A 14,678-nucleotide genomic window follows, 5' to 3' on the forward strand; every position below is an offset into this window, starting at 1 on the left:
CCGAATTTACCGTCCTCTTGCCGCTTGCACCGCGACACTAAGTTGCCAAGTCGTTAGCTTGACCTCGTTAACAAGGTCGACCTGGTTGGCGACTTTCTGGTCAGTGATTAATCGCAAATCCAGATCCGCAGACACGGACGGGTTGCGATCCGACCGAAGGGTGTGGGTAGCCTTGTCGCAGATGCCAACGGTTAGTAACTTTCCGACGGTGAGTGATACCGAATCCGTAATCGGCACGGCACAGTCCGAGCCCGTATCGGTCCAGACGGCCGCACGGGACGCCGACTCCAGCCCGCTGGTGCGCATCCGGTCGCTGCTCCCCGGCCTGGCCCGCGCCGAACAGCGCGTGGCCAAGGTGGTGCTGGACGACCCCGCGTCCGTCGCGCGGCGCAGCATCACCGAGGTGGCCCTGGCCGCCAACACGAGCGAGACCACGGTGACCCGGTTCTGCAAGGCGGTGGGTGTCGGCGGCTACCCGCAGCTGCGCATCGCGCTGGCCGCGGACACCGCGCGCACCGAGGCGCGCACCACGCGCAACCTCGGCGGCGAGATCGGCCCGGAGGACGACCTGGCCGCCGTGATCGGCAAGGTCAGCTTCGCCGACGCCCGTGCCGTCGAGGAGACGGCCGACCAGCTCGAGGTCGCCACCCTCGAGCGGGTGATCGAGGTCGTCGCGAACGCCGGCCGCGTGGACGTCTACGGCGTGGGCGCCAGCGCGTTCGTCGCCGCCGACCTGCAGCAGAAGCTGCACCGCATCGGCCGCGTGTGCTTCGCGTGGTCGGACACGCACATCATGCTCACCTCGGCCGCGGTGCTGAGCCCCGGTGACGTCGCGATCGGCGTCTCGCACACCGGCGCGACCACCGACACCGTGGAGGCGCTGCGCGTGGCGCGGGAGCACGGCGCGATCACCATCGCCGTGACGAACTTCCCGCGCTCGCCGATCACCGAGGTCGCCGATCATGTTTTGACGACCGCGGCCCGGGAAACCACGTTCCGTTCAGGCGCCACGGCGAGCCGGATCGCCCAGCTCACCGTCATCGACTGCCTGTTCATCGGCGTCGCGCAGAGGCACATGGACGCGTCGGTCAGCGCGCTGGACGCGACCAGGGACGCCGTCGGATCGCACCGCTTGGGGGTCAGGCCGGACGGTCGTCGCCGTCCGCGGGAAACCGGCAAGTAATGACCGGAGAAAATGTGAGGCGCATGATGACCGTCCCCGTGCAGGCGGTGCACGTCGATTCGCCGACCGAGACCCGCAATCCCCGCACCCAGGACATCGACCTGATGTCCACCGCGGGGATCCTGGGCGCGATCAACGCCGAGGACCGCACGGTCCCCGGTGCCGTGGCCGCGGTGCTGCCCCAGGTGGCGCGCGCGGTGGACCACGCGGTGGACGCCCTGCGGGCCGGGGGCCGGGTGCACTACGTCGGCGCGGGCACGTCCGGGCGGCTGGCCACCCTGGACGCGGCCGAGCTGGTGCCGACGTTCAACGTGCCGGGCGACTGGTTCATCGCGCACCACGCCGGCGGCGAGCGCGCCCTGCGGCACGCCGTCGAAAACGCGGAGGACGACTCCGCGGCGGGAGCCGCCGAGATGGCCGCGATGGTGCAACCCGGTGACTTCGTGCTCGGGCTGACGGCGTCGGGCAGGACGCCGTACGTGCTGGGCGCGTTGCTGGCCGCGTCGCGTCAGGGCGCCCGGACCGGGCTGGTGTCGGGCAACCCGAAGGCCGCCAAGCCGGCGGGCGTCGACGTGCTCATCGCCGTCGACACCGGGCCGGAGGCGATCGCCGGGTCGACCCGGATGAAGGCGGGCACGGCGCAGAAGATGATCCTCACGTCGTTCTCGACGGCGACGATGATCAAGCTGGGCCGGACCTACTCCAACCTGATGGTCAGCATGCGGGCGACGAACGCGAAGCTGCGCGGCCGGACCATCCGGATCCTGCAGGAAGCCACCGGCATGACGATGGCGGACTGCTCGGACGCGCTCACCGAGGCCGGGGGCGACCTCAAGGTGGCGCTGGTGCACTTGCTGTCCGGTGAGGACGTCAAGAGCGCCGCGAAGGCTCTGCACGCGTCGGGCGGGCACGTGCGGAAGGCGCTGGACCTCGTGCGGGTGCGCGCGAGCTAGCTTCTTATCTGTTCACCTGTCTAATCTCTCAGATGAGAGGGAAGGCGGGTGGCATGGCGGGTACCACGGAGGACTCGCGGCGCGGGCTTTCGCGTCGCGAGTGGGTGTCGATCGGCGCGATGGCCGGCTTCGTCCTGCTGCTGAACGTCGTGGGCTGGGGCGTGCTCACGGCGTTCGTCGCACCGCACCACTACGCGCTGGGCGCGTCCGGCGTGTTCGGCATCGGCCTGGGTGTCACGGCGTTCACGCTCGGCATGCGGCACGCGTTCGACGCCGACCACATCGCCGCGATCGACAACACGACCCGCAAGCTGATGGCCGACGGGCAGCGGCCGCTGTCGGTCGGGTTCTGGTTCTCCCTCGGGCACTCCACGATCGTCTTCGCGCTGTGCCTGCTGCTGTCGCTGGGCGTCCGCGCGCTGGCCGGCCAGGTCGAGGACGACTCGTCGGCGTTGCACCAGGCCACCGGGGTGATCGGGACGTCGGTGTCCGGCGTGTTCCTGTACGTGATCGCCATCCTGAACCTGGTCGTGCTGGTCGGGATCCTGCGGGTCTTCCGGAGGATGCGCCGCGGCGACTTCGACGAAGCCGCGCTGGAGCACCAGCTGGACAACCGCGGGATGATGAACCGGCTGCTGCGCGGCGCGACGAAGGCCGTGCGCAAGCCGTGGCACATCTACCCGGTCGGGCTGCTGTTCGGGCTGGGCTTCGACACCGCGACCGAGGTCGGGCTGCTCGTGCTGGCCGCGGGCGCGGCGACGTTCGCCCTCCCCTGGTACGCGATCCTCGTGCTGCCGATCCTGTTCGCCGCCGGGATGACCCTGTTCGACACCGTGGACGGCTGCTTCATGAACTTCGCCTACGGCTGGGCGTTCGCCAAGCCGGTGCGCAAGATCTTCTACAACATCACAGTGACCGCGCTGTCGGTCGCGGTGGCGCTGCTCATCGGGACCATCGAGCTGGTGTCGATCCTCGCCGAAAAGCTGGACATCAGGTCCGGGCCGCTGGCCGCGATCGCCTCGGTGAACCTGGACTACGTCGGGTTCGGGATCGTCGGGCTGTTCATGCTGACCTGGATCGTCGCGCTGGCGGTGTGGCGGTTCGGGCGGATCGAAGAGAAGTGGTCGGCGAAGCTGTCCGGTTAGGAAGCCGCGTCCGAAATGGACTTCGCCTCGCGCGCACCCGCTTCGAACGCTTCGCAACAGAAGAGCAGCCACGCGCGCACGCCTTCCGGCGTCCCGGCCGCAAAGCCGTCCGCGGCCTCGAGATAACGCGGGACCCGGCGGAAGAACGCGACCTCCGGGACGCTCAGCGACTTCGGGTCCAGACCGGTCGCGACCATCGTCAGCCGGGCCGCCGCGCGGGCGACGACGCCGTCCGCGCTGCCGAACGGCTTGAGCGCCAGCAGTTCCCCGTGGACGACCGCCGTCAGGACCGGGCCGGGCACCGACGTCGCCCCGGTCACCAGCTGGGCCAGCAGCTCCAGGCGGCCGCCGCCGGACTGGGGACGGCCCAGCGCGTCCAGGTCGCCGACGAGGTCCGCCGCGGCGAGGACGTGCAGGCGCGCCAACGCCTGCAGCGGCGCGCGGCGCCACGTCGGCAGCAGCGACTCCAGCGTCTCCGCGACGCGCAGGGCACCCGCGAGGACCGGGTCGGCGACCGCGCCGTCCGCCGGGAGTTCCGGGTTGGCGCCCTCGATGCCGGCGGACGCGCGGGCCGCGCGGACCGACGCTTCCGCCGCCGTCGCCGCGCCGCCGCGGAGGTTGGCCGGCAGGCGGTGGACCGCGAACACCGCGTCCTGCGCCGACTTCGCCGCCGCCGCGACGCCCTCGAGGTCGAGGAGGGGCTTCAGCGGATCAGGCATCGAGCACCTGGCCTTCACGGGAGACCACGGGCGGCAGGACCGACCACGGGAAGTTGATCCAGCGGTCGGTGTGCCGCCAGACGTACTCGCACTTCACCGTCGAGTGCGGCTTCTCGTAGACGACGGCCGAGCGGACCTCGGCGACGTGCTCGAGGCAGAAGTCGCGGACCAGCTTGAGGGTGGCGCCGGTGTCGGCGACGTCGTCGGCGATCAGCACCTTCTTGCTCGTCAGGTCGACGACGTTCGGCACCGGCGGCAGCATCACGGGCAGGTCGAGGCGCTGGTCGACGCCGGTGTAGAACTCGACGTTCATCACGTGCAGGTTCTTCACGTCGAGCGCGTAGCCGAGGGCGCCGGCGACGAACAGGCCGCCGCGGGCGATGGACAGGATCAGGTCCGGCGCGAAGCCGTCTTCGGCAATGGTGTGAGCCAGTTCACGGCTCGCCGTGCCGAACAGCTCCCAGCTCAGCTCTTCCCGCTCTTCGGCCATCGAGCCCGCCCTTCCGTCGTGGTCCGCCGAGCATAGGCAACGCTGAAGTGGCCTGCGGAAATGCTCGGAAACTGGCTATCTTGGACTGCCATTGCCGGCGCCTATGGTGATCCGGTGAGCGACTGGAACACGCGGCCGACCCTGGCCGGCGAGCACGTCCGCCTCGAGCCGCTGGCGGCCGGGCACGCCAAGGGCCTGCTGGAGGCCGGCGCCGACCCGGGCATCTGGGCGTGGCTGAGCATCCGGCAGCCGGGGGATCTTCCGGCGGCGGAGCGGATGGTCGCCCACGCGCTCGCCGACCCCGCCCGCCGGGCGTTCGCGCAGATCGACGTCACCTCCGGCCGGGTCGCCGGCACGACGTCGTACTACCAGGTCGTCGAGCAGCACCGGATCCTGTCGATCGGGCACACCTGGATCGGCGCGGACTGGCAGCGCACCGGGCTGAACACCGAGGCGAAGCTGCTGTTGCTCCAGCACGCGTTCGAAACCCTTGGTGCGCAACGGGTTGCGTGGGAGACCGACATCCGCAACCTCCGCTCGCAACGCGCCATCGAACGGCTCGGCGCGCTTCGCGAGGGCGTCCTGCGCGCGCACCGGATCCGGCCGGACGGCTCGTCGCGCGACACGGTCCTCTACTCGATGCTGGCCCCGGAGTGGCCCGCCGCGAAGGCCCGCCTGAACGAACGCTTAGTCACCGCCGCTCGCCTGGCTCGGTGAAACGACAGGGCAACGTGGGTGCAACCTTTTACAAGGCGGACTAACGTCGCTAGCGTGCCGCTAGCCGTCATGTCGGCGCACTACAGGAGGCCTTGCAACCATGACCGAGCAGTCCCCCGCTCTGGACAACCTGCTCACCGAGAGCCGCACCTTCCCGCCCAGTGACGAATTCGCTGGCCAGGCCAACGCCAAGGCCGATCTCTACGCCGAGGCGGATGCCGATCGCGAAGCGTTCTGGGCGAAGCAGGCGGAGCGGCTGACGTGGGACACGAAGTGGACCACGGTACTGGACTGGACCAATGCGCCCTTCGCGAAGTGGTTCGTCGGCGGCAAGCTGAACGTCGCCTACAACTGCGTCGACCGGCACGTCGAGTCCGGCCACGGTGACCAGGTCGCGATCCACTGGGTCGGCGAGCCGGGCGACACCCGGGACATCACCTACGCCGAGCTGAAGACCGAGGTTTCCAAGGCCGCCAACGCACTCACGTCGCTGGGCGTCACCGCCGGCGACGTCGTGGCGATCCAGCTGCAGATGGTCCCCGAGGCCATCTTCGCGATGCTCGCGTGCGCGCGGATCGGCGCGCTGCACAGCGTGGTCTTCGGCGGCTTCTCCCCGACGGCGCTGCGGGCCCGCGTCGACGACGCCGCCGCGAAGCTCGTGATCACCTCCGACGGCCAGTTCCGCCGCGGCAAGGCCGCGCCGATGAAGGCCAACGTCGACGAAGCGCTCGAAGGCGCCGAGACCGTCGAGAAGGTCATCGTCGTGAAGCGCACCGGCGACCAGCTCGAGGGCGAGGTGCCCTGGACCGACGGCCGCGACCTCTGGTGGCACGAGCTCGTCGACGGACAGTCCGAAGAGCACACTCCCGAGGCCTTCGACAGCGAGCACCCGCTGTTCATCCTCTACACGTCCGGCACGACCGGGAAGCCGAAGGGCATCCTGCACACTTCGGGCGGCTACCTGACGCAGACCGCGTACACGCACCACAACGTCTTCGACCACAAGGCAGGCGAAGACGTCTACTGGTGCACCGCGGACATCGGCTGGATCACCGGCCACAGCTACATCGTCTACGGCCCGCTCGCGAACCGCGTCACGCAGGTCGTCTACGAAGGCACGCCGAACACCCCGCACGAGGGGCGGCACTGGGAGATCATCCAGAAGTACAAGGTCTCCATCTACTACACGGCCCCGACGCTGATCCGCACCTTCATGAAGTGGGGCGCGGAAATCCCCGAGAAGTACGACCTGTCGACGCTGCGCGTGCTGGGTTCGGTCGGCGAGCCGATCAACCCGGAGGCGTGGATCTGGTACCGCGAGAACATCGGCGCGGGCAAGGCCCCGATCGTCGACACGTGGTGGCAGACCGAGACCGGCGCGATCATGATCTCGCCGCTGCCGGGCGTCACGTCGACCAAGCCGGGCTCGGCGCAGAAGGCGCTGCCGGGCGTGTCCGCGAAGGTCGTCGACGACCAGGGCGCCGAGGTCGGGCACGGCGGTGGCGGGTACCTGGTGCTCGACAAGCCGTGGCCGTCGATGCTGCGCGGCATCTGGGGCGACGAGGAGCGCTACAAGGACACCTACTGGTCGCGGTTCAAGGACCAGGGCTTCTACTTCGCCGGCGACGGCGCGAAGTACGACAACGACGGTGACGTCTGGCTGCTCGGCCGCGTCGACGACGTGATGAACGTGTCCGGCCACCGCATCTCGACGACCGAGGTCGAGTCGGCGCTGGTCTCGCACCCGACGGTGGCCGAGGCCGCGGTCGTCGGCGCGACCGACCCGACGACCGGCCAGGGCATCGTGGCGTTCGTGATCCTGCGCGGCAACGCGGTCGACGGCGGCGAGGAGGCCATCCAGGCGCTGCGCAACCACGTCGCGAAGGAGATCGGGCCGATCGCGAAGCCGCGGCAGATCATGGTCGTGCCGGAGCTGCCGAAGACGCGTTCGGGCAAGATCATGCGCCGGCTGCTGCGGGACGTCGCGGAAAACCGGCAGGTCGGCGACGTCACCACGCTGGCCGACTCGTCGGTGATGGACCTGATCTCGTCGGGCCTGCAGTCGGGCAAGTCCGAGGAGTGAGCTAGCGTTCTCCCGTCAGAGCCCTTCCGGCTTCGCGCCGGGAGGGCTCTGTCATGACACCCCGTGTGGCACGAGTCGAACGCATGTTCTACGCTGTGCCGCGAACCACACCCACTTCCCGGGCAAGGAGACGACACGACGATGACCGTGGATGTCCTGACGCACGACGAGGAAACGGCCGAGGCCCCGGTTTCCGCTCCGGCTCCGGCTGCTTCGACCGGCCCGGCTTCGGAGGTTTCCGCCGACGAGGCGGCCGTCACCGAGTCCGCGTCCCCGGCCTCTTCCCCGGAGGCTCCGGCCGCCGAGGAGGAAGCCCCGAAGCCGAAGCGCGGCCGCCCGAAGGGCGCGGCGACGGCGTCGACGGCGAAGAAGACCCGCACGGTCGAGCTGATCCTGACGGTCACCGGCACCGCCGACGGCGAGTGGCAGGCCGAGCTGAAGAACGGCTCGAAGTGGGTCGCGAAGGGCCTGGAGATCCCGGCCGCGGCGGTCTCGCGCGCGGCGAAGGAGCTGCACTCCGACCTGTCCGGCCCGATCGACGAGGTGATCAACCAGGCCCGCGAGGCGCAGGCGGCGAAGGTCGCCGCGCTGGAGGCCGAGCTCGAGAAGGCCAAGCAGGCCCTCGCCGAGCTGGACGCCTGAGCTTCACTCCAGGAGACGCCCGGTCCGCTTCGCGCGGGCCGGGCGTTTCCGCTTTTTCAGGCGGTCGGTTCGCGTACCCGAAGGGTCGGCTCGCGTACCCGAAGGGTCGGCCTGCGTACCCGGAGGGTCGGTTCGCGCACCGGGAGGGTCGGCTCAGGCGATCGGTGGCCGGTTCGGCAGGGGTGACTTGAACTCCACCCACATCGCGTCCGTCAGTGCCTCGACGTGGTGGGCCACCCCGCGCGGGTGGACCACCGAATCACCCGGCTCGAGCACAGCCTCCACGCCGTCGACCGCTCCGCGCAGCCTGCCCGAAAGCACGTAGACGATCGAGTCGTGGTCGTGTGCGTGCGGGGGTGATGACACCCCCGCCGGGTAGTGGATCAAGTAGGCCAGTCCGCTCTCGGCCCGCTCCAGCTGCCGGAACCGGCCTTCGCCGCCGAGGAGGGGCAGGCCCTCCACCGTCACCAGCGGCTGCCACACTTGCTCTTCCATGCCGTCCATCATGACCCCGGACCGCTGAGAGTCCACACAGGACCACTTAGGTAAGGCAGCCGTTATTTAGGCGCACCTGACCGAAAGGGCAGCTCTCGCCACGGTTCCGCTTCCGTGTTTCACTGGTCCGGTGACCGAAACGATCGACGGTGACGCCGTGGAACACGCACACGAACCGCACGAGGGCGTGGGTGGGAAGCTCAACTGGCTGCGGGCCGGGGTGCTGGGGGCGAACGACGGCATCGTGTCCGTCGCCGGCATCGTCGTCGGCGTTGCCGGGGCCACCACGGAAAGCACCACGATTCTCACCGCCGGGATCGCCGGGCTCGTCGCCGGCGCGTTTTCCATGGCCGGTGGGGAATACGTCTCCGTCAGCACCCAGCGCGACACCGAACAGGCCCTGCTCCGGCTCGAGAAGCAGGAACTCAAGACGATGCCCGAAGCCGAGGAGCGCGAACTCGCCGGGATCTACGAGGAAAAGGGTCTCTCGCCGGAGCTGGCCACCCGGGTCGCCCGCGAGCTGACCGAAAAGGACGCCCTGCAGGCGCACGCGGAGGCCGAGCTCGGCATCGATCCCGACAACCTGACCAGCCCGTGGCAGGCCGCGTGGGCGTCGCTGCTCGCCTTCTCAGTCGGCGCGCTGCTGCCGATCCTGTCCATCGCCTGGGCCGGCGTCTCCCTGCGGGTCTGGGCGTGCGCGGCCGCGGTCGTCGTCGGCCTCACGCTGACCGGGTGGGTCAGCGCGAGGCTCGGCGACGCGAACGTGGGGCGCGCGATCCTCCGCAACGTCGGCGTCGGCGCCCTCACGATGGTGGTGACCTACTTCGTCGGGGTGATCTTCGGGGTCACCGTCGGCTAGCTAGTGCACGCCCTTCATCAGCTTGCGGATGAAGGGGATGCCCAGGAACAGCAGGATGCCGACACCGATCGCGACCAGGCCGACCGTGCTGAAGTACGGCGCTTCGTCGTCGACCGAGTAGTACTCGGCGAGCTTGCCGGACATCGCGGTGCCGAACGAGATCGACAGGAAGTTCAGCGCCACCATCTGCGTCCGGAACGCCTCCGGCGCGAGCTTCGTCGACAGCGACAGCCCCACCGGCGAGAGGCACAGCTCGGCGATCGTGAAGACGAACAGGATGCCGACCATCGCCAGGATCGGGCTCGCGTTCTTGCCGCTGCCCACCATCGGCAGGAACAGCAGGAACGCCGCGCCCATCAGCACCGTGCCGAGGACGAACTTCATCGGCGTCGACGGCTGCCGCTCGCCGAGCTTCGTCCACAGCGCCGCCAGCACCGGGGCGAAGACGATGATGAACACCGGGTTGATCGAGTTGACCCACGACACCGGCATCTCCCAGCCGAACAGGGTCCGGTTCAGCCGCTGGTCGGTGTAGGCCGCGACGACCGTGAACTGCTGCTGGTACAGCGAGAAGAACACCGCGCTGGCGATGAACATCGGGATGAAGGAGAACACCCGGCTGCGCTCGACACTCGTGATCTTGCCGCTGGTCAGGATGACCAGGAAGTAGACCACCGAGATCACGCCGACCACCCATACGACGACGTCGGCGAGGTTGCCCGGGTTGACGACACCGGTGACGACCAGCGTCACCACCGCCGCCACCAGCACGACGGCGGCGCCGATCGCCAGCGCGCGCCGGGACGCGGGCAGCGGGTTCGGCACCTCTTTCGCCTTGTCGCCGAGGTTCTTGCGGCCGAACGCGTACTGGGTCAGGCCCAGCGCCATGCCGATCGCGGCGAGGCCGAAGCCGAGGTGGAAGCCGACCTCGGTCTGCGCCAGCCCGGTCAGCAGCGGGCCGACGAAGCCGCCGAGGTTGACGCCCATGTAGAAGATCGTGAAGCCTGCGTCGCGCCGCTCGTCGCCTTCGGCGTAGAGCGTGCCGACGATCGCCGTCGCGTTGGACTTCAGCCCGCCGCTGCCGACCGCGACGCACACGAGGCCGACGCCGATGCCGGCCAGGCCCGGCAGCAGGGCCAGGCTGATGTGGCCGATCATGATGAGCACGGCGCTGTAGAACAACGTCCGTTCGGAGCCGAGGAGGCGGTCGGCCACCCACGCGCCGATGACGGCCGAGAGGTAGACCAGGCCGCCGTACGCGCCGACGATGCCGAGCGCGGACTCCTGCGCCAGGCCCAGACCGCCCTGTTCGACCTTGTAGTAGAGGTAGATCGGCAGGATGCCGAGCATCCCGTAGTAGGAGAACCGCTCCCACATCTCGACGCCGAAGAGGTTCGCCAGTCCTCGTGGGTGCCCGAAGAACCTCGTGTCCTGCTGGACCTCGGTGGAGGTGCTCACAACTCGTCTTCCTTTGTCCGGGGGGACTTCGTTGTCGATTCGCATGCTATGAGCCCGGCTGGTGACCCACCACCGGTACCCGGTGTGGCGGCGGTCATGACAATGCGTGACAAAGGGCTGTTAAAATGGCATCAAGGTGCGCCGGGAAGCCTGGTCGGCAACAGTGATCAGCGACCCCAGGAGCCGCCCCGATGACCCGCCCGTTCAGCGAATTCGCCCGGTACCTGCGCACCGAGACGACCGGCGGCCTGATCCTGCTGGGCGCGACGGCGGTCGCGCTGCTGTGGGCCAACTCGCCGCTGCGGGACAGCTACCACGCGCTGCGCGACTTCCGGCTCGGCCCGGAGTTCCTCCACCTGAACCTGACGATCGGCGACTGGGCGAAGGACGGCCTGCTCGCCCTGTTCTTCTTCGTCGCCGGGCTGGAGCTCAAGCGCGAGCTCGTCATCGGTGAGCTGTCCCGGTTCAAGCAGGCGATCCTGCCGGTCGTCGCCGCGGTCGGTGGGATGGCCGTGCCCGCGCTCGTCGCGCTGGCCGTGGGATGGGGGACGCCGGGGATCGAACGGGCCTGGGCGATCCCGGTCGCCACGGACATCGCGTTCGCGCTCGGCGTGCTCGCGCTGACGGCGTCGAACCTGCCCTCGAGCGCGCGGGTCTTCCTGCTTTCCCTGGCCGTGGTGGACGACCTCGGCGCGATCGTCGTCATCGCCGTGCTGTTCACGACGGGCTTCGACCTGGTCGCGGCGGCGGTCGCGGTCGCCGCGCTCGCCCTCTACGCGTTCCTGCAGCACCGCCGGGTGCGGACGCCGTGGCTGTACGTCCCGCTGGCGCTGGTCACCTGGGTCGCGGTGCACTCGGCCGGCATCCACGCCACGATCGCCGGCGTCGCGCTGGGCCTGCTCACCCGCGTCCGCGCCGACGATGGCGAGGCCGAGGCACCCGCGCTGCGGCTGGAACACCGGCTCCAGCCGTGGTCGGCCGCCGTCGCGGTGCCGGTGTTCGCGCTGTTCGCGGCCGGGATCTCGGTGAACGCCGACGCGCTCGGCGCGGTGTTCACGACGGCGTTGCCGCTCGCGGTGCTCGCCGGGCTGCTCGGCGGCAAGGTCGTCGGGATCCTCGGGGCCAGCCTGCTCGCCGTGAAGCTGCGTCTCGCGGAGAAGCCGCGCGGCATGGGCTGGCGGGACATGGCCGCGTTGTCGGTGCTCGGCGGGGTCGGGTTCACCGTGAGCCTGCTGATCGCGGAGTTGTCGCTGCCCGACGGGACGAGCGAACTGGCGAAGGCCGCGGTGCTGATCGCGTCGGCGATCGCGTCCCTGCTGGCGGCGGCGTTGCTACTCCGTCGTAGCAAGGTTCACGCGCGAATCTCCGACACACTGTGACTCCGCCGCGCCCGCACAAAGGACACATGGCACGATGACCCGGTGAGCAGCCCCAAGCACGAGCGAACCGGCCCCGACGGCGTGGGGGCCGTGCCTTACCTCCCGCTGTCCTCCGCTTCCGACGTCCCCGGCGACCAGTCGATCGGCCGTCTGGTCGGCGACGCGACCCAGCACATCTCCACCCTGGTCAGGGCCGAGATGGAGCTCGCGAAGTCCGAGCTGGTCGGCGAGGTGAAGAAGGGCCTCAAGGGAGCCGTCTTCTTCCTGATCGCGCTGACGGTCTTCCTGTACAGCACGTTCTTCCTGTTCTTCTTCGCGGCCGAGGGGCTGGCCGAGTGGGTGCGGTACCGCTGGATCGCGTTCGGCATCGTGTTCTTCCTGATGCTGGTCGTCGCCGGGGTGGCCGGGTTCCTCGGGTACCGCAAGGTGAAGAAGTTCAAGGCGCCGGAGCGGACCATCGCCAGCGTCAAGGAGACCGCCGCCGCGCTGAAGCCGCAGAAGGCGCCCGAAGCCGGCGTGACCACCACGCGCGACTGAGTTCGTTGCACGCGTCCCCCGACCCGTCGATCGTCCGGCTCGACGGCCCGTGGGTCCACCGCGACGTCTCCGCGAACGGCATCCGCCTGCACGTCGCCGAACTCGGCGACGGGCCGGTCGTGGTGCTGCTGCACGGGTTCGCCGAGTTCTGGTGGACCTGGCACCACCAGCTGCGCGCCCTGGCCGACGCCGGGTTCCGCGCGGTCGCCGTCGACCTGCGCGGCTACGGCGACTCCGACAAGCCGCCCCGCGGCTACGACGCCTGGACGCTCGCCGGTGACGTCGGCGGGCTGATCAAGTCGCTCGGGGCCCGCCGCGCCCACCTCGTCGGGCACGCCTGGGGCGGGATGCTCGCCTGGACGGTCGCGGCCCTGCACCCGCGGCTGGTCTCCTCGGTGACGGCGATCGGCGCGGCCCACCCGCTCGCGCTGCGCTCCGGCGCGGCCCGCCCGTGGCGCGGCCAGGGCCGGGCGACCGGGCACCTCTTCCGGTTCCAATTGCCGATGGCGCCGGAGAAGTGGCTGGTGAAGGCGGACGCGCAGGCCGTCGCGGACCTGTTCGCCGGCTGGGCCGGCCGGCGCTGGCGGTCCACTTCGGACTTCGACGGCAGCGTCGAGGCGTTCCGGCAGGCGATGCTCGTGCCCGGGGTCGCGCACAGCGCGCTCGAGTACTACCGGTGGGCGTTCCGCGCCCAGTTCCGCGGCGAAGGCCGCCGCTTCACCGACGCCGTCAGCACCCGGATCGCGGCGCCGACGCTGCAGCTGCACGGCGCCGAAGACACCTGCATCCTCCCCGAAACGGCGTTGTCGTCGACGCGCTGGGCCGGCCCGCACACCGAGCCGGAGATCTGGCCGGACGTCGGGCACTTCCCCCACCTCGAAGCACCCGACCGCACGTCGGCCGCCTTGGCCGGCTTCCTCAAGCAAGGCTGATGGCGTTCTTCGCCCGCTCGACCGACTCCTCCGACGCCGGCCCTTCGGGGTTCTCCGTCGCGAGCCCTTGGTTCAACGTGACGAACGGCCGCATCCGCGTCTCGTAAGCCGCGAAGGCGTCTTCGTACCCGGCACGGCCGAGCTCCTGCGCGAGGACGTACGCGCCGACCAACGCCAGGCTCGTCCCCTGGCCCGACAGCGCCGAGGCGCAGTAGCCGGCGTCCCCCACCAGCACCACCCGCCCGGCCGACCAGCGGTCCAGGTGGATCTGGGCCATCGCGTCGAAGTAGAAGACGTCCGCCGCCGCCATCGCTTCGAGCAGCTTCGGCACCTCCCAGCCGACCCCGGCGAGCCGCTCGGCGACCAGCCGCTTCTGCTCCGGCACGGTCAGCCGCGGCAGCGGTTCGGAGGCGAACCCGAGCGTGACGCGCAGCTCGGTGTTGTCCCGCACGGGGTACGCGACACCGCCGGTGTGCTCGTGGCGGAACCAGACCTGCCAGTCTTCGAGCCCCAGGAAGTTGGGCGCCGGGAAGATCGCCAGGTACTGGCCGAGGTGGCGGGTGAAGTCCTCCTCCGGTCCGAAGGCCAGCCGCCGCACCACCGAGTGCAGGCCATCGGCCCCGACGACCAGGTCGAACGTCCGGAAGCCACCGCGCTCGAACTCCACGCGCACGCCGTGCGCTTCTTCGGTCAGCGCCGTGATCGCGTCACCGTGGACGTACTCGACGCCGGGAGCGTCCAGCAGGATCGCGACGAGGTCGTCGCGGAGCACCTCGAAGTCGGCGCTGTCCAGCCGGCCGCTGGTGAAGGTGTGCTCTTCCGAGCGGAACAGCTCGGTCCCTTCGCCGTCGACCACTGACATCCCGCGCATCCGGGTGCGCAGTGCGCGCATCCGGTCGCCGAGCCCGAGCTCGTCGACGACGTCGAGCGCGACGCCGCGCACGTCGATCGCCTGGCCGCCGGTGCGCGGGCCGGGCGCCCGGTCCACCACGGTCACCGCCCAGCCCGCGCGGGCCAGGAACCGGGCCAGGGTGCCGCCGGCCACCCCGGCGCCGGAGATCAGGACGTTCTGCATGGTTTCCTCCA

The 14,678-nt window shown here is 70.1% G+C and carries 15 protein-coding genes; 10 read left to right on the forward strand and 5 right to left on the reverse strand.

The genetic code is table 11. The features are described 5' to 3' along the window. The first annotated feature begins 208 nt into the window (after positions 1-208). Genes ABZX11_RS05025 through ABZX11_RS05035 form a run of 3 tightly spaced genes read left to right on the forward strand, consistent with a single transcriptional unit; the run spans position 209 to position 3,281 of the window. The gene (locus ABZX11_RS05025) at positions 209-1,183 is read left to right on the forward strand and encodes a MurR/RpiR family transcriptional regulator (RefSeq protein WP_254897082.1); all 975 of its coding nucleotides are present in this window, start codon (positions 209-211) and stop codon (positions 1,181-1,183) included. Positions 1,184-1,206: 23 nt separating this feature from the next. Next, positions 1,207-2,136 carry an N-acetylmuramic acid 6-phosphate etherase gene (locus ABZX11_RS05030; protein ID WP_176174307.1) on the forward strand — a complete coding sequence of 310 codons (930 nt, stop codon included), beginning with the start codon at positions 1,207-1,209 and terminating at the stop codon, positions 2,134-2,136. 53 nt (positions 2,137-2,189) lie between these two features. Further along, positions 2,190-3,281: a HoxN/HupN/NixA family nickel/cobalt transporter gene (locus ABZX11_RS05035; RefSeq protein WP_354910024.1), complete on the forward strand. Its 1,092-nt coding sequence runs from the start codon at positions 2,190-2,192 to the stop codon at positions 3,279-3,281. On the opposite strand, the gene ABZX11_RS05040 is transcribed toward ABZX11_RS05035, so the two are convergent. Together ABZX11_RS05040 and ABZX11_RS05045 are read right to left on the reverse strand one after the other, a co-directional pair. Then, positions 3,278-4,000, reverse strand: coding sequence for an oxidoreductase (locus ABZX11_RS05040; protein ID WP_354910026.1), 723 nt, complete (start codon positions 3,998-4,000; stop codon positions 3,278-3,280). The genes ABZX11_RS05035 and ABZX11_RS05040 overlap by 4 nt on opposite strands. After that, on the reverse strand, positions 3,993-4,490 hold the full coding sequence (locus ABZX11_RS05045) for a phosphoribosyltransferase (RefSeq protein WP_176174304.1): 498 nt from the start codon (positions 4,488-4,490) through the stop codon (positions 3,993-3,995). Before ABZX11_RS05045 ends, ABZX11_RS05040 begins: the two co-directional genes overlap by 8 nt. A gap of 114 nt (positions 4,491-4,604) precedes the next feature. Between ABZX11_RS05045 and ABZX11_RS05050 the strand changes: the two genes are divergently transcribed. The 3 genes from ABZX11_RS05050 (at position 4,605) to ABZX11_RS05060 (ending at position 7,932) form a co-directional block, all read left to right on the forward strand. Next, positions 4,605-5,207 (forward strand): GNAT family protein, encoded by a 603-nt coding sequence (locus ABZX11_RS05050; protein ID WP_176174303.1) that lies wholly within the window; start codon positions 4,605-4,607, stop codon positions 5,205-5,207. Positions 5,208-5,307: 100 nt separating this feature from the next. Continuing rightward, entirely contained in the window at positions 5,308-7,290 is a 1,983-nt protein-coding gene (gene acs / locus ABZX11_RS05055; RefSeq protein ID WP_354910030.1) for an acetate--CoA ligase, read from the forward strand. 141 nt (positions 7,291-7,431) lie between these two features. After that, the gene (locus ABZX11_RS05060; protein ID WP_176174301.1) at positions 7,432-7,932 is read left to right on the forward strand and encodes a DUF6319 family protein; all 501 of its coding nucleotides are present in this window, start codon (positions 7,432-7,434) and stop codon (positions 7,930-7,932) included. 153 nt (positions 7,933-8,085) lie between these two features. On the opposite strand, the gene ABZX11_RS05065 is transcribed toward ABZX11_RS05060, so the two are convergent. Then, positions 8,086-8,439 carry a cupin domain-containing protein gene (locus ABZX11_RS05065; protein ID WP_354910456.1) on the reverse strand — a complete coding sequence of 118 codons (354 nt, stop codon included), beginning with the start codon at positions 8,437-8,439 and terminating at the stop codon, positions 8,086-8,088. A gap of 118 nt (positions 8,440-8,557) precedes the next feature. On the opposite strand from ABZX11_RS05065, the gene ABZX11_RS05070 reads away from it, so the two are divergent. Beyond that, positions 8,558-9,286, forward strand: coding sequence for a VIT family protein (locus tag ABZX11_RS05070; RefSeq protein ID WP_176174299.1), 729 nt, complete (start codon positions 8,558-8,560; stop codon positions 9,284-9,286). Here the strand turns inward: ABZX11_RS05070 and ABZX11_RS05075 are convergent, their stop codons facing one another. Next, the gene (locus tag ABZX11_RS05075; RefSeq protein ID WP_354910034.1) at positions 9,287-10,744 is read right to left on the reverse strand and encodes a peptide MFS transporter; all 1,458 of its coding nucleotides are present in this window, start codon (positions 10,742-10,744) and stop codon (positions 9,287-9,289) included. 191 nt (positions 10,745-10,935) lie between these two features. Here ABZX11_RS05075 and nhaA point away from each other — a divergent pair, with 191 nt between their 5' ends. Genes nhaA through ABZX11_RS05090 form a run of 3 tightly spaced genes read left to right on the forward strand, consistent with a single transcriptional unit; the run spans position 10,936 to position 13,592 of the window. Further along, on the forward strand, positions 10,936-12,123 hold the full coding sequence (gene nhaA / locus ABZX11_RS05080) for a Na+/H+ antiporter NhaA (RefSeq protein ID WP_354910037.1): 1,188 nt from the start codon (positions 10,936-10,938) through the stop codon (positions 12,121-12,123). 42 nt (positions 12,124-12,165) lie between these two features. Then, on the forward strand, positions 12,166-12,660 hold the full coding sequence (locus ABZX11_RS05085; protein WP_176174296.1) for a phage holin family protein: 495 nt from the start codon (positions 12,166-12,168) through the stop codon (positions 12,658-12,660). 5 nt (positions 12,661-12,665) lie between these two features. Beyond that, positions 12,666-13,592, forward strand: a complete 927-nt coding sequence (locus tag ABZX11_RS05090) for an alpha/beta hydrolase (RefSeq protein WP_176174295.1) — start codon at positions 12,666-12,668, stop codon at positions 13,590-13,592. Here ABZX11_RS05090 and ABZX11_RS05095 read toward each other — a convergent pair. Beyond that, entirely contained in the window at positions 13,579-14,667 is a 1,089-nt protein-coding gene (locus ABZX11_RS05095; RefSeq protein WP_354910040.1) for an FAD-dependent monooxygenase, read from the reverse strand. The two genes, ABZX11_RS05090 and ABZX11_RS05095, sit on opposite strands and share 14 nt — an antisense overlap. Positions 14,668-14,678: the final 11 nt, after the last annotated feature.

It is taken from the genome of Amycolatopsis sp. NPDC004169 (assembly GCF_040610315.1).
GTDB lineage: Bacteria > Actinomycetota > Actinomycetes > Mycobacteriales > Pseudonocardiaceae > Amycolatopsis.

Coding starts and splice junctions, on each gene's coding strand:
- ABZX11_RS05065 (WP_354910456.1), bottom strand. CDS start 8,439: ATGATGGACGGCATGGAAGAGCAAGTGTGGCAGCCGCTGGTGACGGTG.
- ABZX11_RS05060 (WP_176174301.1), top strand. CDS start 7,432: ATGACCGTGGATGTCCTGACGCACGACGAGGAAACGGCCGAGGCCCCG.
- acs (WP_354910030.1), top strand. CDS start 5,308: ATGACCGAGCAGTCCCCCGCTCTGGACAACCTGCTCACCGAGAGCCGC.
- ABZX11_RS05040 (WP_354910026.1), bottom strand. CDS start 4,000: ATGCCTGATCCGCTGAAGCCCCTCCTCGACCTCGAGGGCGTCGCGGCG.
- ABZX11_RS05045 (WP_176174304.1), bottom strand. CDS start 4,490: ATGGCCGAAGAGCGGGAAGAGCTGAGCTGGGAGCTGTTCGGCACGGCG.
- ABZX11_RS05035 (WP_354910024.1), top strand. CDS start 2,190: ATGGCGGGTACCACGGAGGACTCGCGGCGCGGGCTTTCGCGTCGCGAG.
- nhaA (WP_354910037.1), top strand. CDS start 10,936: ATGACCCGCCCGTTCAGCGAATTCGCCCGGTACCTGCGCACCGAGACG.
- ABZX11_RS05030 (WP_176174307.1), top strand. CDS start 1,207: ATGATGACCGTCCCCGTGCAGGCGGTGCACGTCGATTCGCCGACCGAG.
- ABZX11_RS05095 (WP_354910040.1), bottom strand. CDS start 14,667: ATGCAGAACGTCCTGATCTCCGGCGCCGGGGTGGCCGGCGGCACCCTG.